Raw genomic sequence first — 20,339 nt, forward strand, 5'->3', positions numbered from 1 at the left:
TGCATCTCGTTGTTGTCGTTATGGGCGGTGATCGCAAAGTTATTTCACAGGTTGCGGCTGGGCGTCCTGCAGGGGCAGTCCCGCCTGTTCCCAGGCATCGATACCGTCACGGTACCAGTAGAGGTTGCTGTAGCCCAGCGCATGTGCGCGGCGAATGGCGTTCCAGCTCATCCAGCAGTCGGAGCGGCAGTAGAACACCAGTGGGCGCCGGGCGTCGCCTTCGGCGAGGCGGGCGAGGTTCTGCTCGAGATAGGCCTGCCACTGCGGTTCCAGGGTGCCGGTGCCGACGTTGGCCAGCCACAGGCTGCCGGGCAGGTTGCGGTGCTTTTCGTCTTCGACGAACTGGCCGTTGAGGAAGGTGCGGCGGTAAACGTCCACCAGCCGGGTTTGTGGCTCGCGCTTGAGCAGGGCTTGCAGGGCGGAAGTATCGAGAGTGGTGGCGTGCTCGGCGGAAGGCGGCGTCGGGCTGCGGTACTGGGCCTGGCGGTAGCCGTCGGCGGAAAACAGCGGCGCATCCTCGGCCTGCGCAGTCGGCAGCGCGAGGGTCAGGCTGAGCAGGCACGCGGCGAGGCAGCCGCTCGCGTGGCCATTCAGGGCAGAAGCAAGGCGAGGCATGGCGGTATCTCTGATAGTTCTTCTTGTAGTGGCCATTAGATGCCGGCGCTGCGGCTTTGGAAATTCGACGTCCGGAGGGGCGAACCAGTACCAAAGTAGGAGATATCAGCCCTTGCGCAGGGCAGCGTGCTGCGGGTTGAAGGTCAGCACGGCAAGGCCGGCGAAGAGCAGCGTCAGGCCCAGGCAGACACCCGTGGCCAGCGGGTTGAAGCGCTCGTAGAGGGCGAAGCGCAGCAGTTCCACGGCGTGGCTGAACGGGTTCAGCGCGCACAGCCAGTACAGCCACTGGCTGGCCTCGCGCATCTTCCACAGCGGGTAGAGCGCGGAGGAGAGGAAGAACAGCGGGAAGATGACGAAATTCATCACCCCGGCAAAGTTCTCCAGCTGGCGGATGCCGTTGGAAAGCAGCAACCCCAGCGCGCCCAGCAGCAGGGCGGCCAGCAGCAATGCCGGCAGCGCGGCGAGCAGCCCCATCGGCGGCGGCTGCACGCCATACAGCCAGGCGATGAGCAGGAAGGCGTAGACCTGCAACAGCGACACCAGCGCGGTGGCCAACAGCTTGCTGGCCAGCAGGAAGGCGCGCGGCAGCGGGCTGGTCAGCAGCACGCGCATGCTGCCCATCTCGCGGTCGTAGACCATCGACAGCGAGCCCTGCATGCCGTTGAACAGCAGGATCATGCAACACAGCCCCGGCACGATGTAGGTCTCGTAGGTGACGTAGGTGTCGTACGGCTCGATGATCGAGATGCCCAGCGCGGCGCGGAAGCCTGCGGCGAACACCAGCAGCCAGAGCAGTGGCCGTACCAGCGCGCTGAGGAAGCGCGAGCGCTGCAGGACGAACCGCAGCCATTCGCGCATGACGATGCCGCACAGGCATTGCCAGTAGGCGGCAGGGCCGAGCCGCGGGTTCTCCAGGGCACTCATGCGCAGGCCTCCAGGCGGGTCAGGCGGTGGAAGGTGCGCTCCAGGTTGCCGGCGTCGGGTGCGCAGATGTCCCGCGCCTCGCCGCGGGCGACCAGATGCCCGCGATCGAGCAGCAGCAGCGCATCCTCGTCGCGCACCTCGTCCAGCAGGTGGGTGGTCCAGAGCACTGCCAGGCCATCCTCGCGGCACAGTCGGCGCACGTGGTTGTTGAGCGCCTGGCGCGCCGCCGGGTCGAGCCCGACGCTGGCTTCGTCGAGCAGCAGCAGGCGTGGCCGATGCAGCAGCGCACGGGCGATCTCCACCCGGCGGCGATGGCCGCCATTGAGCGCGCGGACCTTGTCACGCCGGCGCTCCTGCAGCTGCTGGCGAGCCAGCTCGGCGTCGATCCGTTCGTTCGCCACGCTGCGTGGCAGGCCGTGCAGGGCGGCGTGGTAGCGCAGGTTCTGCTCGACGCTCAGGTCCAGGTCGAGGGTGCTCTGCTGGAACACCACGCCGAGCTGGAGCAGGGCCAGGCGCGGCTGCTGGCGGAGGCTGTAGCCGAGCACGTCGATCTCGCCCTGCTGCAGGTCGTAGAGACGGGTGAGCAGGGCGACCAGGGTGGACTTGCCGGCGCCGTTGGGGCCCAGCAAGGCGGTGAAGCGCCCGGCCGGCAGCTCGAACTCCAGGCCGTCGAGGGCGCGGCGCGGGCCGTAGGAGAAACCGAGGTCGCGGACCGTCAGCGCATTCATGGCGTCACCACCACGCCCCACGGATAGCGGCCCACCTTGATCGACTTGGTGACCTTGCGCGAGGCCACGTCGATCACTGAGACATCGCCGCTGACGCCGTTGGTGGCGAGCAGGGTCTTCTCGTCCGGAGTGAACGCCAGGTGCCAGACACGCCGGCCCACCAGCAGGTAGTCGAGGACTTCGAAGGTCTTCGCATCGACCACCGCGACATGGTTGGCCGGGCCGAGGGCGACGAAGGCGTACTTGCCATCGCGGGTCAGTTGCACGCCTACCGGTTGCACCTTGTCCGGGTGCACGCCCTGGATGGCGAAGCGCAGGGTCTTGAGAATCTTGCGGCTGGCGGTGTCGACCACGCTGACGGTGCCGCCGATTTCCGCCGAGACCCAGACCTGCGAGCCGTCGTGGGTGAACTCGGCGTGGCGCGGGCGCTGGTCGACCAGGGTGCTGTCCACCAGCTTCTGGGTCGCGGTGTCGATCCAGTGCAGCATGTTGGTGGTCTCGCTGGTGTTCACTGCCCACTTGCCGTCCGGGCTCACCGCCATGCCTTCGGGCTCGACGCCGACGTCGATCTGCCCGAGCACCTGGGCGGTCTGCGTGTCGACCACCGTGACCAGCGCATCGTCCTCGTTGGAGACATACAGCCAGCGGTCGTTGGGGTGCAGGGCGAACTGCTCGGGGTCGGCGCCCGAGGGCAGTTGCTTGATGATCTTGCGGCTGGCGAGGTCGATCACCTGCACGGTGTCCGAATCGCTGGCGCAGACGTACAGCAGTTTGTTGTCGTGGGACAGCGCCAGCCCGCGCGGGCGCTTGCCGGTGTCGATGGTACCGGTGACGGCCAGGGTATCCAGGTCGATGACGCTGAGATTGTTGTCCTTCTCGTTGGACACGTAGGCGGTGGCGGCGAAGGCCGTGGGTACCAGGCCGAGCGCGAGGCTCAGGCAGGAGAGGGCAAGCAGGCGGGACATGGGCAGGTTCCTCATGGGGATTCTTGTTATGGCTTGGCTTTTCATGGCTGGCCGTCGGCGAGGTGGCACTGGCTTTCCGGTGCGTCGAGGCCGAGGCTGTCGAGTTCGCTGGCGGGGTGCAGGAAGCCTTCCTGCGGCGAGGTGCTGACCAGAGCGCGCGGCTGCACCAGCGGGATCGGCTGGCGCAGCTGGCCGTCCCACGGGCGGTAGCCGAGCTTGTAGCCTTTGAAGCCATCCAGCGGCAGGTCGGGGGAGAGCGACAGCTTGCGGATCGCCATGGGGGCGGCATCGCGCAGCCGCGTGACTGCGCTGGCGATGCTGCGCACGGCGATCCAGGCGGCGAAATCGCGGTCGTTCATCCAGCGTCCGGCGTGTTCCTCGAAGCGCTTCTGCAACTGCGCGGCGCCGTAGGTTTCCACGGTCTTGTGCCAGCCGGTGGCGACCAGCCCCTGGGTGCCGGCGACGGGGCGTGGCAGCCAGGTGTTGTAGGGCACGTACTCGCCAAAGTCGCCGTGTTCGTCGGCCACCAGCACGGCGTCGTAGTCCTCGCCGGACTGGGTGAACAGCGCCATGTCGGCCTGGGCGCTGCGGCGCTGGTCATTGTCGAAGGTGAAGGGTTTTTCTTCGACGATCTTCGCGCCGAAGCGCTTCGCCGAGCGGCGCAGGGCGTTGGCGTACAGGGCGTCTTCCGGGCGCTGGCCGACGATCAGCAGCCAGCGCGTCCACTTGCGCAGCACCAGGAACTGGGTGAGGGCGTCGGTCAGCATCAGCCGGCTGGGCAGCGTATGCAGCACGTTTGCCGCGCACTGGCTGGCGCGCAGTTCGTCATCGGCGGCTCCGGCGTTGAACAGCAGGCTGTCCGGCAGCGCGGCGGCGAGTTGGCGCAGCGTGTCCGCCGGGGCGTTGACCACGAACAGGCGCAGGCCGGCGGCGTGCAGGCGCCTGGCTTCGGCCAGGAGCTTTTCCGGGGTATCGGTACTGGCGGCTTCCAGGCTGTAGCGGTGCCTGAGGAAGCGCCCGGTGCTGTTGCTGTCGCTGATCGCCAGCTCGGCGCCGCGCAATCCGGCATCGCTGGGTTCGGGGATGACGTTGGACAGCAGCGGGCCCGGATCGGGCGTGTAGCCCAGGTAGCCGATGCGTATCTCCAGCGCGGGGGCTTCCTCGGCACGCACCTCGAAGCTGAAGGCCGCGGCGCAGGCAACCGCGAGCAGATAGGCGACGCCATGAAGGACGAACTGACGCATGGGCGACTCCCTGGGTGGGCCGGCTTGTTGTTGTGCGGCCAGCATAGGAATCGCCCGCGGCGCGGCAAATATGCAGAAAGTACCGGTGGGGCAGTACCAAGGTAGTAGGTTGCGCGCCGCGCCCGCGTCCTAGGATGGCGGCACAAGAACCAGAAGAGGAGCGTCGCCATGCGTATCGCCGTCACTCTCGTCCTGCCGATCCTGCTGATGCTCAGCCTGTTCGGCTTCGATTTCCTCTACACCCGCAACGGCTACCTGCCGGCGGCGGAGCTGCGTGCGCCAACGCCGCCGCTGAACTGCATCAGCACCTGTCGCAGCGCGCCCTAGATGTCCGCACTGTGGCGGATCAACCTGCTGGTCGGGCTGTTCTTCGGCCTGCTCGCCGCGGTGTGCCTGGCGGTGTTGCTGCATCAGGGCAACGATGACGTGCGCCGCGAGATGGAGGCCGCCAAAGGCGTACTCGACTACCTGCGTGAGGCGGCGCAGCGCGACCCGTCCAGCCTCGATCCGGACCTCACCGCCGGCCTGCGCCATGTGCGTGTGCACTGGCTGGACGCTGCCGCTCCGGCGCCGCGCTCCGGGCTGGACGAGTGGCTGGTGGCTCGCCTGTATCCGGATTTGCCGGCGCCAACCCTGCTCACCCTGGCCGATGGCCGCCGCGTGCAGCTGAGCCTCGACCCGCGCGACGAGATCGATGAGGTGCGCGACTCCCTGGTGCAGTTGCTGATGCTGTTCGCCGTGTCGTTGCTGGCCAGTCTGCTGGCGATCCGCTGGGCGGTGCGTGGCGGCTTGCGGGTGGTGGAGCAACTGCACGGCGCGCTGGGCGACGTTTCCCGTGGCCAGTTCCAGGTGCGCCTGCCGGATCACTCCCTGCCCGAGGCACAGCGCCTGGCCAGCGGCTTCAACAGCATGGCGGCGACGCTGGAGCGGGCCTGCGCGGAGAACGCCGAGCTGACCCGTGCGCTGCTCGCCGTGCAGGAGCGCGAACGGCAGCAGTTGGCCCAGGCGCTGCACGACGACATCGGCCAGTATCTCGCCGGCATCCGCGCCCAGGTGTTCCTGCTGCGCAGCCTGGAGCGCCAGGACGGTATCGGCTTCGTCACGCTGGATCGCCTGGAGCAGCATTGCCAGGGCCTCAACGAAAGCTTCCGGGCGCTGGTACGCGACCTTTATCCGGTGGTGCTGGAGCGGGTCAGCCTGGAGGAGGCGCTGCGCCTGCATGTCGAGCAATGGCAGGCCAGCCAGGGCGTCGACTGCCGGTTGCGCCTGGACTCACTGCCTGCGCTACCGACGGCGGCCAAGGCGCACCTGTACCGCCTGCTGCAGGAGGCGCTGACCAATGTCGCGCGGCATGCCGGGGCCCGGCGGGTGCGGGTGGTGCTGCGGCGCCGCGAAGGAATGCTGTTGCTCTGGGTGCGTGACGATGGCCGGGGTTGCAACGGCCTGCCGCGCGCGGGGATCGGCATGCGTTCCATGCGCGAACGTGCCCGCTGCCTGGGTGGCGAACTGAATCTGCGCCGGAGACCGGGCGGCGGCCTGGCATTGCGCTTGTGGATGCCGTTGACGGAAAGCCTGGTGGCCGGAGAAAGGACGTGAAGATTCTGCTGGTGGACGATCACTTCGTGGTTCGCGACGGTATTGCCTCGCTGTTGCGCGGCCTTTTCCCCGACGTGGAAGTGAGCGAGGCTGCCGATGGCGAAGCTGCGTTGGAGGCGGTGCAACGCAGCGTCCCCAGCCTGGTCATCCTGGATATCGGTTTGCCTGGTATCAGCGGCCTGGAAGTCACCCGCCGGCTGCGCCAGCGCCTGCCGCAACTGCGCGTGTTGTTCTTCAGCATGCACGACGAGCTGCCGCTGGTACGCCAGGCGCTGGATACCGGTGCGGCGGGCTACATCACCAAGGGGGCGTCGCCGGCCGTGCTGGTGGAGGCGGTGCGGCGTATCCTCGCCGGCCACGCCTATATCGAGCAGCCCCTGGCAACCCAGCTGGCGCGCCGCCCCCAGGAACCCGGCGGGCAGGACCCGCGCCTGCAGGGCATGACCCAGCGCGAGTTCGAAATCTTCGTGATGCTCGCCCGCGGCCTGCCGGTGCGGCAGGTCGCGGAGCACCTGTGCATCAGCGCCAAGACCGTGTCGAACCACGTCACGCTGCTCAAGCAGAAGCTGCAGGTGGTGTCCCATGCCGAGCTGGTGCACCTGGCCATCGATGCCGGGGTACTGCGGGTCGGCGCCGAGGCGCTGGCCGGCTAACCTCAGCGCTTGTAGAGAATCACCGCGGCGCGCAACTTGCTGCGGCCGAAGCGACTCATCTGTTCGAATTCCGCATGGCTCACCGGGATGTGCTGGCAGTCCAGCGGCTCGCGATGCTGGCTGTGGTCCACGTCGGGGTCGTGGAGGTAGACGAAGTCCTCGTCGCAATCGGTGACCGTCACCCAGTGCGGGGCCTTGGAGCGGGTCAGGCGGTAGCTGCTGATCAGCACCATCGGCTGGCCGCCAGCCTCCAGCGCGCTGTCGATGTCCAGCTGGTTGAGCAGCAGTTGCTCCACGTCGCTGCGGGCCAGTTCGGCGGCGAAGTCCTCGTGGACCAGGCGCATGACCTCGCGCTTCTCCTCACTGCGCACGCCATCGAGGAACAGCGGGCCATCCTCCGACAATTGCAGCTGCACGCGGAAGCCCCGTCGGTGCGCCGCCAGCGCCAGGCCCTGCGGGCTGCAGCCACCGTGGCCGGCAGTCATGTAGATGGTGGTCGCCTCGCGCCACAGGCGCAGCTCCTCGCGGCGCTCCAGGCGCCGACTGGGCTCCAGCGCGCCCATGGCCATCAGCAGGGCCGAGGGCCCGCAGGTGAATTCGGTGGTCTGCCGGTAATAGGGCACGTGACGGTGGGTACGCTCGTTGATCTGACGAATGCGCTTCTCGAAACGCAGGGCTTCGCTATGGTCTTCGTAGTAGTCGCGCACCTTGGCGAACGGACGGTAGCCATTGCGCTCGTAGAGGGCGATGGCTCCGCGATTGTCCGGGCGCACTTCCAGGCGCAGGTAGGCGCAGTCGTTCTGCAGGGCTTCGGCTTCGGCCCGATCCAGCAGCTTCTGACCCAGCCCGATGCCGCGCGCACGCTCGTCCACGGCAATGGAGTAGAGGCGCGCCAGTGACGTGCCCTGATGGAACAGCACCAGCGCGTAACCCAGCAACTGGCCGTCGGACTCGGCGACGGTGAGGCTGGCGTGGGCGCGGGTGATCATCCACTGGAAGTTGCGGCGGGACAGGCGGTCGTGTTCGAAACAGCGGTTTTCCATCTCGACCAGGGCTGGCAGGTCGTCGGCGGAAGCGGCGCGGAACTGGAGTTTCATAGAGTAAGCATTCGTTAATCTGCGGGGCGCACCGTGTCGGTGCTGGCTGCGAACGGGCGCGGTTCGGTGCGGTCGAAGCAGCAACCAGTATTGTCCTGGCCTATCGGCGCGGCAAGCGCGGGGCAACTTCGGAGGTGTCGTGAGCAAGCTGTTCATCATCGTGGAACGCAAGGAAGACTGGGCCTCCTACTATCCCAGCGAAGACGTGGTCAGCGCCCAGGAGTACCTGGAGATGCCCATCGACGACGACAACGGCAAGCGCGTGCAGGTGATCAACCTGTGCCGCAATTATCGCTACCTGGGCCACGGTTACTACTGCTCGCTGCTGGCCGAGGCGCGCGGGCACAAGGTGATCCCGTCGGTGCGCAGCATCAGCGAGCTGGCCAAGAAGTCACTCTACAGCCTGGCGCTGGAGGACCTGGAGAAGACCCTCGACAAGGCGCTGGCCGATCACCCCTACGGCAGCACCGATGGCTTCACCCTGACGCTGTACTTCGGCCGTACCGATATCGAGCCGCTGCAGGACCTGGCGCGCCAGCTGTTCGAGGCGCTGCCATGCCCGATGCTGCTGGTGGAGTTCCGCAAGAATCGTGGCTGGCATATCGAAGGCGTGAAGCCGGGAAACATCCACAAGCTGCGCGAGGACCAGGAAGACCAGTTCGCCGCCGCGCTGGAGGGCTTCAGCCGGCAGATCTGGCGCAAGCCGCGCTCGCGCAAGCAGTACCGTTACGACCTGGCGATCCTGCACGATCCCGAGGAGGCTTTCCCGCCGTCGGACCGCAAGGCGCTGAAGAACTTCATTCGTGTCGGCCGCAGCCTCGGCATCGACGTCGAGCTGATCGAAAAGAAGGACTACTCGCGCCTGGCCGAGTACGACGCGCTGCTGATCCGCGAGACCACCAGCGTCAGCGACCACACCTATCGCTTCGCCAAGAAGGCCGAGAGCGAGGGCATGGTGGTGATGGACGATCCGGTGTCGATCCTGCGCTGCACCAACAAGGTCTACCTGGCCGACCTGCTGCGTAGCCACAAGCTCGGCATGCCGGCCACCGAAATTCTCTACAAGGACAACCCGCAGGAGCTGGAAAAGGTCGGCGAACGCCTGGGCTTCCCACTGGTGCTGAAGATTCCCGACGGCAGCTTCTCCCGCGGGGTGATCAAGGTGGCGGACCAGGAGGAACTGCTCAAGGCCAGCGCCGAACTGTTCGAGCGCTCGGTGCTGCTGCTCGCCCAGGAGTTCTTCTATACCGAATACGACTGGCGGATCGGCGTCTTGAACCAGAAACCCATATTCGCCTGCCAGTACTTCATGTCCAAGGGGCACTGGCAGATCTACGACCACAGCCCGGGTGCCGAGGAATTGAGCGGCGATTTCCGCACCATGGCGGTCCACGAGGCGCCGCGCAAGGTCGTGGAGCTGGCGGTGAAAACCGCCAACCTGATCGGCGACGGGCTCTACGGCGTGGACTTGAAGCAGGCTGGGGAGCGGGTGGTGGTGATCGAGGTGAACGACAACCCGAACATCGACTGCGGGGTGGAGGACGTGTACCTGGGGGACGACCTCTACAAGCTGGTACTCGAGGAGTTTGTGCGGCGCCTGGAAGTCAAGCGGCGCGGGCATGGGTGGTGAGAACGAATCGTCATTGACCTTATAGGAAAACGGTCAATGGGGCGCGTCAATATATTGCTAGCGTTACAAATTGGAGCGCCAACCAACTGTTTTTTAAAGTTTTTCAAAATAATGGCGCCAAGGAAGGGAGCATGCTCGAGGCAGCAACGAATTTTCGTCGCCTGCTGGTTGTCGATCCGTGCGACGACTGCCGCAGGCTTTTACCCGGATTACGGGCAGCAGGATGGGAAGTAGACAGCTGCGAGCTGGATAACGCCGGCAATCGTGGTTGCGACGTAGGCCTGCTGCGCCTTCAGCCCCGGCATCTGGAACGCCGGGAGTCCGTCAAGGAACTCATCAGCCGCAGCGGTACGGAATGGATCGCTGTGCTCAGCCCGGACGTCTTGCCCTTGAATGAGGTGGGCGACTTCGTCAGTGAATGGTTCTTCGATTTCCATACCTTGCCCTTCGATGTGGCGCGGGTTCAGGTCACCCTTGGCCGCGCTTTCGGCATGGCGCGCCTGCGCGGGCGCGGCAGCGTGCACAACGATGAACACGAACACGAACTGTTGGGCGAAAGCCGTGACGTGCGCGAGTTGCGCAAGCTGCTGGCGAAGTTCGCGCCGACCGAATCCCCGGTGCTCATCCGTGGCGAGAGCGGTACCGGCAAGGAACTGGTGGCGCGCACGCTGCACCGCCAGTCGCGCCGGGCCATCCGGCCATTCGTGGCGATCAATTGCGGGGCGATGCCCGAGGCGCTGATCCAGTCGGAGCTGTTCGGCCATGAGAAGGGTGCCTTCACCGGTGCCCACCAGCGCAAGATCGGCCGTTTCGAGCAGGCCAATGGCGGCACGCTGTTCCTCGACGAAGTGGGCGACCTGCCGTTGGAGCTGCAGGCCAACCTGCTGCGGGTTTTGCAGGAGAAGCAGATCGAGCGCGTCGGCGGCAGCCAGCCGATCGATGTCGATGTGCGCGTGCTGGCGGCGACCCACGTCGACCTGGAGCAGGCGATCCGCGCCGGGCAGTTTCGCGAGGACCTCTACTACCGGCTCAATGTCCTGCAGGTTTCCACGTCACCACTGCGCGAGCGCAACGGTGACCTGGCGTTGCTGGCCAATCACTTCGCCCATCTCTACAGCGTCGAGACCGGCCGCCGCCCGCGGCGCTTCTCGGACGATGCGCTGGCGGCGATGGCCGAGCACGGCTGGCCGGGCAACGTGCGCGAACTGGCGAACCGGGTGCGGCGCGGCCTGGTGCTGGCCGAAGGACGACAGATCGAGGCCCGGGACCTGGGCCTGGAGCGGGAGAAGGGTCGCTCGGTGCACCTGCCGCTGGTGACCCTGGAGGAATACAAGCTCGGCGCCGAACGCCAGGCCATGTGCGATGCACTGGCCCGGCACGGCGACAACCTCAGCGTGGCGGCGCGGATGCTGGGCATCTCGCGGCCGACTTTCTATCGCTTGTTGCACAAGCATCAGTTGCGCTAGGGCGGGGATACCGGTCGGGGCGGGAGCGGACGCGGGTCCGTTGCCCGCCGCGATTCGGTGGGTGTCGCAACAATCTCGGATTGGCCAATTTACGGGCAACGGCCTCCAAGCGGCAGATGGCTGAGTTTCGCACGGGCGCAGGAGCGGACTCTGTCCGCGATGCTGTCCGGCGCGATTCCAACCTGTCGCGGACGGAGTCCGCTCCTACGTAAATGTCTGCTTCAGGTGCCGAACACCTCGCCAGCGCTCCCTGTAGGAGCGAGCTTGCTCGCGAACTGCCCGACGCTGGAGCAGCGGTGAAGACATCGCGGACGCAGTCCGCTCCTGCGAGATACCTCTGCGCTTGGGCCATCCCTCACCCTGGCCCTCTCCCAAGGGGAGAGGGGACCGTTAGGTGCAGGATGAAACCTTCGCGTTAGTCGACTCCGACTGCCCCTCTCCCTGAGGGGCGGGGCGCGCAGCCAGGGTTGAGGTGAGGGGGACGACGCAGCGACGGACTATCCAGAGAAGACAGTTGCTGCTGCGTACAGGTGACTATCTCTGGAAAAGACAAAGGCCCCGAAAAGGGGCCTTTGCGTTCGGACTGCCGAACCGTCAGAAGTAATACGGGAATTTCACGCTGAAGCTGAAATCCGGCGCATCCGGCGAGATGCCGATGGACAGGTTCGGCACGATGGTCAGGTTGGGGCTCCACGCATAGGTCAGGCCCCAGTTGAAGTACGCCGCGTTGGCGTCGCTGCCGGTGACGGTAGTCCAGTCGCCGCCGTCGGCCTTGATCTTGCTCTTCTGGGCGATCAGGTCGGAGAAGGAGAACGACATACTGGTCTTCTCGTTGAGGGCGAAGGCCACGCCCGCACCGATCTGGAACCAGTCGCCGAGGTCGACCTTGCCTTTCTGCTTCACGCCCTCGGTGGGGCTGATGTCGTCGAAGGACTCCTCGAGGTTGTAGGTGTACGAGAAACTGCCGAACAGCACAGCCGGGTCGACGGTCTTGACCAGCGAGATGCCGGGGGTAACCGACCATACGCCGTTGCCGGTGGGCAGCGAATCGGGCACGTTGAGGTTGTCGTTGTCCGAGGCGCGCTTGAGCTTGATGCCGTAGGGTTCCTTGCCGGTGGGCGCCTTGATCCGCAGGCTGACCACCGCGTCGGGGCGCGACTCGGTTTCGTCCATGAACTTGTAGGCGATGCCGACGTTGACGTCGCCCAGGGTTGGGTCGCGGGTGACCGTCTTGTCGGTGGACTGCGCCGTGGAGTTGCCGGCGCCGGCCGATTCGAAGGTGCTCTCGCGGTACACCACGGGGGCGTTGACGTCGAACTGCCAGCGGTTGTTCCAGTTGTAGCGGCCGGTGAGGTCCAGGGTCCAGTTGTCGGCCTTGATGTTGTCTACGCCGATATTGCCCAGGAAGATCGTGTCCAGTGCCAGGAAGCCATTGAGAATCAGCTGCTTGGTGTCGTAGTGGGTATAGGTGATGCCGGTTTCGAAGCTGAACGCGCCATTACCGAAGAAGCCGCTCGCCTCGTCGTAGAGGTTCTCCACGCTCTTGGGCGGGCTGGCATCGTCCTTGAGCGACTCGCCGTAGGAGCTGCCGCTGGCGGCAACGGTGTTGCCGGTTCCGGGCGGTGTGGGCTTGCCGGTGGAAGTAACCAGGCGCTTGGGCTGGGCGGGCGCAGCCGGTGCTTCCTCGACCTGCCTGACCCTCTGCTCCAGCACCATCAGTGCCTTCTGCTGTGACTCGTAGCGCTGCTTGAGTTCAAGCAGCTCCTGTTTCAACGCCTCCACCTCGGCTTCCGTCGCTGCTGCGGCGTGAGTCGAGGGGAGTAAAGCGGATACACAGATTGCAGTTCCTAGCGTTAGCGATCGGTGCATGGCGCGCTGTCCTTCTTATTAGGTTGGACTTCACAGTCGCACTGGAGCGTAGATCACATACCCATGGTGCGAAGCCCTTTGAGCTGGTCGAGATTGCAGTCGAGCGCTCCAGACGACGGAAGGTTGTTTTTCAGCACTACGCTGAGCTGCGCCAGGTTGTTCACGGCGTTGTTGCCGCCCACCATCTGCGCCGCCTGGAGCAGGCCGCCGGCAGCCAGTTGCTGCATGCTGGAGCCCTGGCCGTTGGCGTTGATCGCCAGCTGGATGCCTCCGCTGCCGGGTGACACGCTGACGGTGCCGGCGCCGTTGCTGGCGGTAATGGGCGTGGAGTTCAGCGGTGTGCCCTGCTGGGCCACGGCGGGGGCCTGGTCGGCCTCCTTCACATCGATGCTGACGTTGTTCGCGGCGGTGTTGTAGTCGCCTGCCGCACGAACGCTCTGCGTCACGCCCTGGGTCTGGTTCAGGCCGGCGCCGCCGGTGACGGTGCCAGTGCCCGCAGCGGGGGCGGCGGCAGTGCCTTTCTCGTCGATGGTGGTCACGTAGAACTGCGGTTTGATGGTGGATTCCTGGATCTGCATGCTGACCTTGGCGCCGATGTTGTCACCCACGGCGTTCTTCCAGGTGCTGCTCATGACGATGCCGAAGCTGATGACCCGGCCAGGCATCACGTACTTGCCGCGAAGTTGGGCCAGCTCCTGATCTTTCAGCTCGATCGGCTTGAAGACGCTTTCCGCCCGGACCGGCAAGCAGGCCACTATGCAGGTGGCGGCAAGCAGCGGGATCACTTTCATTAGGGTTCTCCCCGGAAGGGTTCCTGCCTTCCATTCTTGTGCGGTCTCAGAGGAAGTCGCTCTGGATGAAGCCGAACTCCATGAGCTCTGCATCCTTGACCGGGCTGAACGCATTGATTCGGTCCCTGGCCGTCAGTGGATCGGGCGGATTCATCAGGGCATTGGCCTGTTCATAGCCCGGACCGATGACGGCGAAGATGATGCCGTTCCAGCCTTTGAGAAAATCTTCCTGGGTGAAGCGCTTGTGGCCCAGTACCGGGTCGCCGATGTAGACGTAGCCCTTGTAGGCACGCTGCATCACGACGAAGTGTTTGTAGCCGCGGATATCCATCAGCACTATCACCGGGATTGTCAGCTTCTCCAGAGAGGCGGCGGGGATTCGGTAGCCGCGGGCGCGCATGCCGATGGCTTCCAGGTAGGTCTTCATGTCGAGCATGGAGAAGCCCTGGGTGCGCACCAGGTCCGGATCGGCCCGGACCAGCATCCCCTTGATCACGAACTCCTCGTCCACGTCCAGCGCATAGGCCTGGCGCAGAATCGTCGCCAGCGCGGCGGCACCGCAGCTGAAGTCGGTCTTCTGCTGGACCAGGTTGCTGAACTTGCGCTCGCGGATGCTCTCGACGTGCTTGTAGGCCATCGACCCGCCGGGAAGGATGGCGAAGGGCAGTTGCGCGGCCTGCGCCGTGAGCGAGAAGAGGGCGAGCAGAAGCAGGGCGGACGTACGCATGATCGTGACGCCTGGGGGCAGCTCAGGAGAAAGGAGGCTCCGTTGCCGGAGCCTCCGGTACTACGCCGTGTCGCTTACAGGCAGGATTTGCAGCCTGCGGCGATGGACAGCGAGTTGCTCTGCTGGTTGCCTACGCCAGCGGCAACGTTCGCGCCGAGGTTGCCCGACACATTGTTGAGCGAGTTGCTGATGGTGGCGTCGTTCCTGACCGGGTCTTTCCAGCCGGTGGGCACCAGTACCTGGTAGGTAGCCTGGCCTTTCAGGTCGACAGTGCCGGCTTCGACGAAGAACAGCGGGTCCTTGTCTTCCTTGCTGCCGCCGCTGCTGTGGCGGTCGTCATTGCCACCGCGGCCGCTTTCGTCCACGACATAGCCAACGCCGGCGCCCTTGTAGGTGCCCTTGGCGCTGAAGGTGGACTTCAGGGTTTCCTTCTCGTAGGTCAGGAAGGCCACGTTGCCCACGGTGTTGCCAGTGGACGTCTGGGTGGCACCACTGTAGGAGTCGGCGCTACGACCACCGGACACGGCGGCTGCCATGTCGTTTTTCTGCTGGTTGTAGTTGCCCGAGGCGATGTTGATGCCGATGTTCCCCGAGGAGTTGCTGCCGGAGTTGTTCAGCGTGGCCTTGTTGGTGGTGGAGAGGTTCAGCGCCTTGTTGGCTTCGTTGGTCTGGGTCACGTCGGTGGACGCATAGGCGGTGCCGAAGATGAACTTCTCGTCGGCAGTCGCCAGGGCGGCGGCGTTGGCCTGTTGGTTCATGTCGCCGGCGGCCACGTTGACGCCCACGTTACCCGATGCGGTGCCCAGCGAGCTGTCGACCGTAGCGGTGTTCTTGGTGCCCATGTTGACCACGGTGTTGTCGCTGCTTTCCTGGGTGTCTTCCACCTGCGCACTGGCGCCTGCGTCGATCCGCGGGTCCTTGTAGGGATCGTACGGCGGCTTGGGTTGTTGTTGATGATGGCCGTCGTTGTGGTGGCCACGACCGCGGTCGTTGTCGCGATTATCAGCGTGCACTGCTACAGCCATGATCGCTGCGACAGCGAATACCAGGGGCTTGAGAGCCATTGTGGGTTTCATGGTGTATCTCCTTTGCTTTGTTTGGCGTGTTTAGTGTTATAGGAGTTGGCTTGGGTCAATCCGCGACCCGGATGCTCAGGGTGTTGGCAATGCGATTGCCGACCCCGGCGCTCTGGCTTACCTGAACCACGCCGCGACTGCCGGCAAAGGCCTGGTCGCTGGTGACGACCTGGCGGTTACCCGTGGCGGAGTTAGCTGGGCCTGAGTTCACTGGCAGCGCGACGTTCTGCTGGGACAGCACGCTGTCATCGACGCTCTGCGGTACGGCGCTGACGCTGATCCGCATGGCGTTCACTTGCTGGTTGGCAGCCCCGGCGGCCTGGTTCACGCCCAGTGCGCCGTTGCCGTTGCTGAAGGCGTTGCCGGTGATGCTGGCGGACGCGGCCTGGCTGGGGTCGACGTAGGCGTTGACCGTCTGCCGGAATTGCGTGGTGGCCTGGGCATTGGTGCCGATGGCGATGGCCCGAGCGTTGGCCTGTTGCTGCTCGTCGCCCGCGGCCTGGTTCACACTGGCCACGCCGTTGTAGTTGCGTACGGCACTGTCGATATTGGCGTTGTTGACCGTCGAAGGATCGGCGGCGAAGGCCGAGGCGGAGCAGAGCAGGATCGGCAGAGCGAGCAGATGAGCTTTCATCTCAGCGATCTCCCGTCAGCATGCGCAAGGGTGAGAGACCCTGCTGTACGGTGCGGTTCACCGAGTTGGAGATGCCGCCGCCAGCGCCCATGCCGCCGCCGAGGCTGCCATTGCTGAGGCTCTGGTTGCTGCCGTTGTCCATCCCTACCAGGGTGCCGCCGGGAAGGATGTGGCGCTCGAGGGTGGAGCCGCTGGTGACGCCAGCGAAGTCACTGTCGCTCAGTTCGGCATTGCCGGTCTGGCGCACGACCTGATCGGAGATATTGGGATTGACGGTGATCGGATTCGGATCGGGAATATCGGTGGGGCGCGTGGCGACGCGTGGCTGCACCTGACGCTGCAGGACGATGGTGCCGTCGCCGGCCTGGACGGTGGGGCACAGCGTAGCGCTGGCCACCCCGCAAGCGAGCGTGACGAATAGACCGACGATCCTTGAGTCGATGTTCCCCATGATGGCGGTTCCTTCTTGGTGCGCTGAGCCCTAACCAGCGGTACCAAGGTGGAGCAGATGCCGTGCCGCTTTTGATCAGCTATTGCGAATCAACGACATAGCGTCAGGCCATGCGAACTGCCATGGAGCGAGTGTTGCCTTGCTGATACAGAACGAACGTACGAAAGCCATGCACCGGCCCTAGAACGGGGCTCGTATCAGGGAAGAAGCGGATTCTGTTGCAGCGCTGATACACAACTTTGGATGGGCAGGGCCAAAGTCCAGCCCGCTTGCGTTTGCGACGATCCGAGTGTTTCGCGGGGCTAACAGAATCGCCTGATTCGTAGGGTTTCTGGTACTGAAGTACTGCAGTAATTTCAACAAATTAGGCATTTTGCATGATGGCGCGAACCCCATCGTGGCGTGGTTGTCTGCATCTTCCCGGCGGCGCAACGCGGGAGCGATTCTTGCCAAAGTGCCAACGCATCCTCCGCTTGCTCCGCCGAAGAGAAATTTTTGTGAATTTCATAGCGATCTGCGGGCAATGCATTAGCATGCCGACGCCGCTGCGGCGCTTGCGCGCCAGGAGCAGGCAGCGGGACAAAACCATTAGAAACGTGCGAGCCAGCGTGCCTCGCGGGGGACAGTAGTATGGATCTGTGGAGCGCCTTTCAGGCCTTCATTCTTGGCGTGGTCGAGGGGCTTACCGAGTTCCTGCCGATCTCCAGCACCGGTCACCAGATCATCGTGGCCGACCTCATCGGCTTCACTGGGGAACGTGCCGAGGCCTTCAACATCATCATCCAGCTGGCGGCCATTCTCGCCGTGGTCTGGGAATTCCGCCGCAAGATCCTCGACATCGTCCTGGGGTTGCCCACACAGCCCAAGGCGCAGCGCTTCACCGTCAACCTGCTGATCGCATTCTTCCCGGCCGTGGTGCTGGGCGTGGCCTTCGCCGACTACATCCACCATTACCTGTTCAACCCGATCACCGTCGCCGTGGCACTGGTGGTGGGCGGTGTGATCATGCTCTGGGCAGAGAAGCGCCTGCATCTGATCCACGCCGAAACCGTGGATGACATGACCTGGAAGCAAGCCCTGAAGGTTGGCTGCTGCCAGTGCCTGGCGCTGATTCCGGGCACCTCGCGTTCCGGCGCGACCATCATCGGCGGCCTGCTGTTCGGCCTGTCGCGCAAGGCGGCCACCGAGTTCTCGTTCTTCCTGGCGATGCCAACCATGGTCGGCGCCGCGGTCTACTCGGGCTACAAGTACCGTGACGTGTTCCAGCCTGCGGACCTGCCGGTGTTCGCCATCGGTTTCGTCACCTCGTTCATCTTCGCGATGATCGCTGTCCGGGGCTTGCTCAAGTTCATCGCCAACCACAGCTATGCGGCATTTGCCTGGTACCGTATCGTGTTCGGACTGCTGATCCTGGCAACCTGGCAGTTCGCCCTGATCGACTGGAGCAGCGCAAAACCCTGATCCGATAGCGAGTGAACGTGGAAAAGAACGGCACCATCAGCCGCTGGGACGATGACAAGGGCTTCGGCTTCATCAGTCCCCAGGCCGGCGGCAAGGAAGTCTTCCTGCATATCTCCGACTTCCGCGGCGACCGTCGCCCGGAGGCGGGCGACCAGGTCTGTTATGTCGAAGGCAGCGGAAAGGACGGCCGCCCTCGCGCCAACCACGCCCGCCTTGCCGGGCTGGCTATCGACACCCCGGCGATTCGCCGCAAGCCCGCAGCGGCAGCCACCCGTGAGCGCGCCCGCAGCGGGCGCGAAGTAGCCTTCCCGAGCGCGCCGAAACGCTCGCTGGGCAAGGCGCTGGCGATCCTGGCAGTGCTGCTGGCGCTGCCCGTCATCGGCTCGCTGCTGTGGTTGAAAGAGGCTTACTTCGTCTGGTTCCTGCTGCTCTATCCGGTGTTCAGCGTCCTGGCCTTCCTCGCCTATTGGCGCGACAAACGCAGTGCCGAGCGCAACGACTGGCGAACTCCCGAGCAGAGCCTGCACCTGCTGGAACTGCTCGGTGGCTGGCCGGGCGCCTTCCTCGCCCAGCAGGTGTTCCGTCACAAGACCCGCAAGCTTTCCTTCCAGCTGGTGTTCTGGGCCATTGTCCTGCTGCATCAGCTGTTCTGGATCGACTGGCTCAGTGGCGGCCGGTTGCTGGGCTGGATCGGCGCGCTGATGGGGCTGGGCACCACCCCGGCGTAATCGCCTGGTTCAGACAGGCCAGTCGTCTTTCGAGAAGCCTTCCTCCAGGTAATCGAGCAACGCCCGCACCGCCGGCAGGATGCCGCGCCGATGCGGGTAGACCGCCTGCAGGTAAGCCTCCGGCTCGCTCCAGGCGGGCAGCACGCGCACCAGGCGACCATCCTCCAGTTCCTCGGTGCAGTAGTGCAGCGGCAGGAGTGTCACGCCCAGCCCCGCCAGGGCGACGTTCTTGCGCAGGTTGAAGTCTTCCACCGCCAGGCGTGCCTCCAGGGCGACTTCCTTCACTTCGCCCTGCGGGCCGGTCAGCTTCATGTGTACCCGACGGTCGTTGTCGATGGCGCCCAGAACGGGCAGGGCGGCCAGGTCCTCCGGTGCGCGCAGCTCGACGCCCCTGAGCAGCGCCGGTGCGGCCACCAGCGCGGTCTTTGCCAGGCGCAGGCGCCGCGAGATCAGCGACAGATCCTCATCGCCCGGCGCGCGTACGCGCAGGGCGACATCGATGCTCTCGTTGAGCAGGTCGACGCGGCGATTGGTCAGCATCAGCTCCAGGTTCACCTGCGGATAAGCGGCGAGAAAGCCCGGCAGCATCTCGTTCAGCGAGGTTTCCGCCAGCGCCACCGGGCACGACAGCCTCACCCGGCCGCGTGGCTCGGCGCTCAGTTGCGCGGCGACCTCGTCGGCCATCTCGGCCTCTACCAGCATCGCCTGGCAGTGCCGGTAATAGCGCTCACCCAGGTCAGTCAGTGCCAGCTTGCGGGTGGTGCGCTGCAGCAGACGCACATCCAGGCGCGCTTCCAGCTCGGCGACACGCCGCGACAGGCGGGATTTCGGCAGGCCCAGCAAACGCCCGGCAGCTGCGAAGCCACCGGCCTCCACCACCTTGGCGAAATAGAAGAGGTCATTGAGGTCCTGCATCGGATTGTCCTGCTGGTGAGACGAATCATTGCATTTTTGCTGACTTATCGAGGATTGGCTACATGCGTAGTCTTGCCTCCAACGACGAATTCCTCCGCCAACCCACTTGGCCCCTTTCCTGGAGAACACACATGAAACTGCTGCACATCGACTCGAGCATCCTCGGCGACAACTCTGCCTCCCGCCAACTGAGCGGCGAACTGGTCGCCGCCTGGGCTGCCGCCGAGCCGGGCGTCGAAGTGACCTACCGTGACCTGGCCGCCGACGCCATCAGCCACCTGTCCTCGGCCAGCCTGGTTGCTGCCGGCACCCCGGCCGAACTGCGCGACGCCGCGCAGAAACACGAAGCCGCACTGGGCGAGAAGAGCATCGAGGAATTCCTCGGCGCCGACGCCATCGTCATCGGCGCGCCGATGTACAACTTCTCCATCCCCAGCCAACTGAAGGCCTGGATCGACCGCATCGCCGTCGCCGGCAAGACTTTCCGCTATACCGAGAGCGGCCCGGAAGGACTGGCGGGTGGCAAGAAAGTCATCATCGTCTCCACCGCCGGCGGCATCCACGCGGGCCAACCCAGCGGTATCGCCCATGAGAACTACCTGGTGCTGGTGCTGAACTTCCTCGGCATCACCGACATCGAGGTTGTCCGTGCCGAAGGCCTGGCCTACGGTGACGAGCCGCGCCGCAACGCCATCGCCGGCGCCCAGGCGAGCATCGCCAGCCAGTTCGCCGCTGCCTGATCGCTGCCCAGTGAAAAGCCCCGCGCATG

General features: G+C 65.1%; 21 protein-coding genes. 8 read left to right on the forward strand and 13 right to left on the reverse strand.

Going from position 1 to position 20,339, the window contains the following annotated elements:
• Nucleotides 1-39 precede the first annotated feature (39 nt).
• The 5 genes from N5C91_RS10185 to N5C91_RS10205 form a co-directional block, all read right to left on the reverse strand.
• Nucleotides 40-615 (reverse strand): PQQ-dependent catabolism-associated CXXCW motif protein, encoded by a 576-nt coding sequence (locus N5C91_RS10185; RefSeq protein ID WP_279829377.1) that lies wholly within the window; start codon nucleotides 613-615, stop codon nucleotides 40-42.
• Nucleotides 616-720: 105 nt separating this feature from the next.
• Complete coding sequence (locus tag N5C91_RS10190) at nucleotides 721-1,539, reverse strand: ABC transporter permease (protein WP_236174912.1); 819 nt, start codon at nucleotides 1,537-1,539, stop codon at nucleotides 721-723.
• Nucleotides 1,536-2,267: an ABC transporter ATP-binding protein gene (locus N5C91_RS10195; RefSeq protein ID WP_279829378.1), complete on the reverse strand. Its 732-nt coding sequence runs from the start codon at nucleotides 2,265-2,267 to the stop codon at nucleotides 1,536-1,538. The genes N5C91_RS10190 and N5C91_RS10195 overlap by 4 nt, the downstream gene beginning before the upstream one ends.
• Nucleotides 2,264-3,232, reverse strand: coding sequence for a YVTN family beta-propeller repeat protein (locus tag N5C91_RS10200; RefSeq protein WP_279829379.1), 969 nt, complete (start codon nucleotides 3,230-3,232; stop codon nucleotides 2,264-2,266). The genes N5C91_RS10195 and N5C91_RS10200 overlap by 4 nt, the downstream gene beginning before the upstream one ends.
• Before the next feature lie 41 nt (nucleotides 3,233-3,273).
• Nucleotides 3,274-4,476, reverse strand: a complete 1,203-nt coding sequence (locus N5C91_RS10205; protein WP_279829380.1) for an ABC transporter substrate-binding protein — start codon at nucleotides 4,474-4,476, stop codon at nucleotides 3,274-3,276.
• Between the two features lie 168 nt (nucleotides 4,477-4,644).
• On the opposite strand from N5C91_RS10205, the gene N5C91_RS10210 reads away from it, so the two are divergent.
• The 3 genes from N5C91_RS10210 to N5C91_RS10220 are packed head-to-tail and all read left to right on the forward strand — an operon-like array spanning nucleotide 4,645 to nucleotide 6,725.
• Nucleotides 4,645-4,803 carry a hypothetical protein gene (locus N5C91_RS10210; protein WP_236174916.1) on the forward strand — a complete coding sequence of 53 codons (159 nt, stop codon included), beginning with the start codon at nucleotides 4,645-4,647 and terminating at the stop codon, nucleotides 4,801-4,803.
• The gene (locus N5C91_RS10215) at nucleotides 4,804-6,072 is read left to right on the forward strand and encodes a sensor histidine kinase (protein WP_279829381.1); all 1,269 of its coding nucleotides are present in this window, start codon (nucleotides 4,804-4,806) and stop codon (nucleotides 6,070-6,072) included.
• Nucleotides 6,069-6,725, forward strand: a complete 657-nt coding sequence (locus N5C91_RS10220; protein WP_236174918.1) for a response regulator transcription factor — start codon at nucleotides 6,069-6,071, stop codon at nucleotides 6,723-6,725. The genes N5C91_RS10215 and N5C91_RS10220 overlap by 4 nt, the downstream gene beginning before the upstream one ends.
• 2 nt (nucleotides 6,726-6,727) lie before the next feature.
• Here N5C91_RS10220 and N5C91_RS10225 read toward each other — a convergent pair whose 3' ends face one another.
• Nucleotides 6,728-7,981: a GNAT family N-acetyltransferase/peptidase C39 family protein gene (locus N5C91_RS10225; protein WP_347881671.1), complete on the reverse strand. Its 1,254-nt coding sequence runs from the start codon at nucleotides 7,979-7,981 to the stop codon at nucleotides 6,728-6,730.
• On the opposite strand from N5C91_RS10225, the gene N5C91_RS10230 reads away from it, so the two are divergent.
• Both N5C91_RS10230 and N5C91_RS10235 read left to right on the forward strand, forming a co-directional pair.
• Nucleotides 7,962-9,452, forward strand: a complete 1,491-nt coding sequence (locus N5C91_RS10230; RefSeq protein WP_279829383.1) for a RimK family protein — start codon at nucleotides 7,962-7,964, stop codon at nucleotides 9,450-9,452. The genes N5C91_RS10225 and N5C91_RS10230 overlap by 20 nt on opposite strands.
• Before the next feature lie 131 nt (nucleotides 9,453-9,583).
• The gene (locus tag N5C91_RS10235) at nucleotides 9,584-10,918 is read left to right on the forward strand and encodes a sigma-54 dependent transcriptional regulator (RefSeq protein ID WP_236174921.1); all 1,335 of its coding nucleotides are present in this window, start codon (nucleotides 9,584-9,586) and stop codon (nucleotides 10,916-10,918) included.
• 594 nt (nucleotides 10,919-11,512) lie between these two features.
• Here N5C91_RS10235 and N5C91_RS10240 read toward each other — a convergent pair.
• From N5C91_RS10240 to N5C91_RS10265, 6 genes are all read right to left on the reverse strand, one after another.
• The gene (locus N5C91_RS10240; protein WP_236174922.1) at nucleotides 11,513-12,787 is read right to left on the reverse strand and encodes a transporter; all 1,275 of its coding nucleotides are present in this window, start codon (nucleotides 12,785-12,787) and stop codon (nucleotides 11,513-11,515) included.
• A gap of 53 nt (nucleotides 12,788-12,840) precedes the next feature.
• Nucleotides 12,841-13,578 carry a hypothetical protein gene (locus N5C91_RS10245; RefSeq protein WP_236174923.1) on the reverse strand — a complete coding sequence of 246 codons (738 nt, stop codon included), beginning with the start codon at nucleotides 13,576-13,578 and terminating at the stop codon, nucleotides 12,841-12,843.
• Between the two features lie 46 nt (nucleotides 13,579-13,624).
• A complete protein-coding gene (locus N5C91_RS10250; protein WP_236174924.1) occupies nucleotides 13,625-14,305 on the reverse strand; it encodes a C39 family peptidase in 681 nt (226 codons plus the stop codon).
• Between the two features lie 74 nt (nucleotides 14,306-14,379).
• Nucleotides 14,380-15,381: a heme utilization protein gene (locus tag N5C91_RS10255; RefSeq protein WP_236174925.1), complete on the reverse strand. Its 1,002-nt coding sequence runs from the start codon at nucleotides 15,379-15,381 to the stop codon at nucleotides 14,380-14,382.
• A 55-nt stretch (nucleotides 15,382-15,436) separates the two neighbouring features.
• The gene (locus tag N5C91_RS10260; RefSeq protein WP_279829384.1) at nucleotides 15,437-16,015 is read right to left on the reverse strand and encodes an adhesin; all 579 of its coding nucleotides are present in this window, start codon (nucleotides 16,013-16,015) and stop codon (nucleotides 15,437-15,439) included.
• Nucleotide 16,016: 1 nt separating this feature from the next.
• Nucleotides 16,017-16,466: a hypothetical protein gene (locus N5C91_RS10265; RefSeq protein ID WP_236174927.1), complete on the reverse strand. Its 450-nt coding sequence runs from the start codon at nucleotides 16,464-16,466 to the stop codon at nucleotides 16,017-16,019.
• 630 nt (nucleotides 16,467-17,096) lie between these two features.
• Between N5C91_RS10265 and N5C91_RS10270 the strand changes: the two genes are divergently transcribed.
• Together N5C91_RS10270 and N5C91_RS10275 are read left to right on the forward strand one after the other, a co-directional pair.
• Nucleotides 17,097-17,927 (forward strand): undecaprenyl-diphosphate phosphatase, encoded by an 831-nt coding sequence (locus N5C91_RS10270; RefSeq protein WP_279829385.1) that lies wholly within the window; start codon nucleotides 17,097-17,099, stop codon nucleotides 17,925-17,927.
• 17 nt (nucleotides 17,928-17,944) lie between these two features.
• On the forward strand, nucleotides 17,945-18,655 hold the full coding sequence (locus N5C91_RS10275; RefSeq protein ID WP_279829386.1) for a DUF1294 domain-containing protein: 711 nt from the start codon (nucleotides 17,945-17,947) through the stop codon (nucleotides 18,653-18,655).
• Nucleotides 18,656-18,664: 9 nt separating this feature from the next.
• Here N5C91_RS10275 and N5C91_RS10280 read toward each other — a convergent pair whose 3' ends face one another.
• On the reverse strand, nucleotides 18,665-19,570 hold the full coding sequence (locus tag N5C91_RS10280) for a LysR substrate-binding domain-containing protein (protein ID WP_279829387.1): 906 nt from the start codon (nucleotides 19,568-19,570) through the stop codon (nucleotides 18,665-18,667).
• 131 nt (nucleotides 19,571-19,701) lie between these two features.
• On the opposite strand from N5C91_RS10280, the gene N5C91_RS10285 reads away from it, so the two are divergent.
• Nucleotides 19,702-20,310 carry an FMN-dependent NADH-azoreductase gene (locus tag N5C91_RS10285; protein ID WP_279829388.1) on the forward strand — a complete coding sequence of 203 codons (609 nt, stop codon included), beginning with the start codon at nucleotides 19,702-19,704 and terminating at the stop codon, nucleotides 20,308-20,310.
• Nucleotides 20,311-20,339: the final 29 nt, after the last annotated feature.

The sequence above is a fragment of the Pseudomonas sp. GD03903 genome, assembly GCF_029840045.1.
Classification (GTDB): Bacteria; Pseudomonadota; Gammaproteobacteria; order Pseudomonadales; family Pseudomonadaceae; genus Pseudomonas; species Pseudomonas pseudonitroreducens.

What these genes read in the sequence shown, in the direction of transcription:
- N5C91_RS10185 (WP_279829377.1), bottom strand. Translation starts at nt 615, where the DNA reads ATGCCTCGCCTTGCTTCTGCCCTGAATGGCCACGCGAGCGGCTGCCTC.
- N5C91_RS10190 (WP_236174912.1), bottom strand. Translation starts at nt 1,539, where the DNA reads ATGAGTGCCCTGGAGAACCCGCGGCTCGGCCCTGCCGCCTACTGGCAA.
- N5C91_RS10195 (WP_279829378.1), bottom strand. Translation starts at nt 2,267, where the DNA reads ATGAATGCGCTGACGGTCCGCGACCTCGGTTTCTCCTACGGCCCGCGC.
- N5C91_RS10200 (WP_279829379.1), bottom strand. Translation starts at nt 3,232, where the DNA reads ATGTCCCGCCTGCTTGCCCTCTCCTGCCTGAGCCTCGCGCTCGGCCTG.
- N5C91_RS10205 (WP_279829380.1), bottom strand. Translation starts at nt 4,476, where the DNA reads ATGCGTCAGTTCGTCCTTCATGGCGTCGCCTATCTGCTCGCGGTTGCC.
- N5C91_RS10210 (WP_236174916.1), top strand. Translation starts at nt 4,645, where the DNA reads ATGCGTATCGCCGTCACTCTCGTCCTGCCGATCCTGCTGATGCTCAGC.
- N5C91_RS10215 (WP_279829381.1), top strand. Translation starts at nt 4,804, where the DNA reads ATGTCCGCACTGTGGCGGATCAACCTGCTGGTCGGGCTGTTCTTCGGC.
- N5C91_RS10225 (WP_347881671.1), bottom strand. Translation starts at nt 7,981, where the DNA reads ATGATGAACAGCTTGCTCACGACACCTCCGAAGTTGCCCCGCGCTTGC.
- N5C91_RS10235 (WP_236174921.1), top strand. Translation starts at nt 9,584, where the DNA reads ATGCTCGAGGCAGCAACGAATTTTCGTCGCCTGCTGGTTGTCGATCCG.
- N5C91_RS10240 (WP_236174922.1), bottom strand. Translation starts at nt 12,787, where the DNA reads ATGCACCGATCGCTAACGCTAGGAACTGCAATCTGTGTATCCGCTTTA.
- N5C91_RS10245 (WP_236174923.1), bottom strand. Translation starts at nt 13,578, where the DNA reads ATGAAAGTGATCCCGCTGCTTGCCGCCACCTGCATAGTGGCCTGCTTG.
- N5C91_RS10250 (WP_236174924.1), bottom strand. Translation starts at nt 14,305, where the DNA reads ATGCGTACGTCCGCCCTGCTTCTGCTCGCCCTCTTCTCGCTCACGGCG.
- N5C91_RS10255 (WP_236174925.1), bottom strand. Translation starts at nt 15,381, where the DNA reads ATGAAACCCACAATGGCTCTCAAGCCCCTGGTATTCGCTGTCGCAGCG.
- N5C91_RS10260 (WP_279829384.1), bottom strand. Translation starts at nt 16,015, where the DNA reads ATGAAAGCTCATCTGCTCGCTCTGCCGATCCTGCTCTGCTCCGCCTCG.
- N5C91_RS10265 (WP_236174927.1), bottom strand. Translation starts at nt 16,466, where the DNA reads ATGGGGAACATCGACTCAAGGATCGTCGGTCTATTCGTCACGCTCGCT.
- N5C91_RS10270 (WP_279829385.1), top strand. Translation starts at nt 17,097, where the DNA reads ATGGATCTGTGGAGCGCCTTTCAGGCCTTCATTCTTGGCGTGGTCGAG.
- N5C91_RS10280 (WP_279829387.1), bottom strand. Translation starts at nt 19,570, where the DNA reads ATGCAGGACCTCAATGACCTCTTCTATTTCGCCAAGGTGGTGGAGGCC.
- N5C91_RS10285 (WP_279829388.1), top strand. Translation starts at nt 19,702, where the DNA reads ATGAAACTGCTGCACATCGACTCGAGCATCCTCGGCGACAACTCTGCC.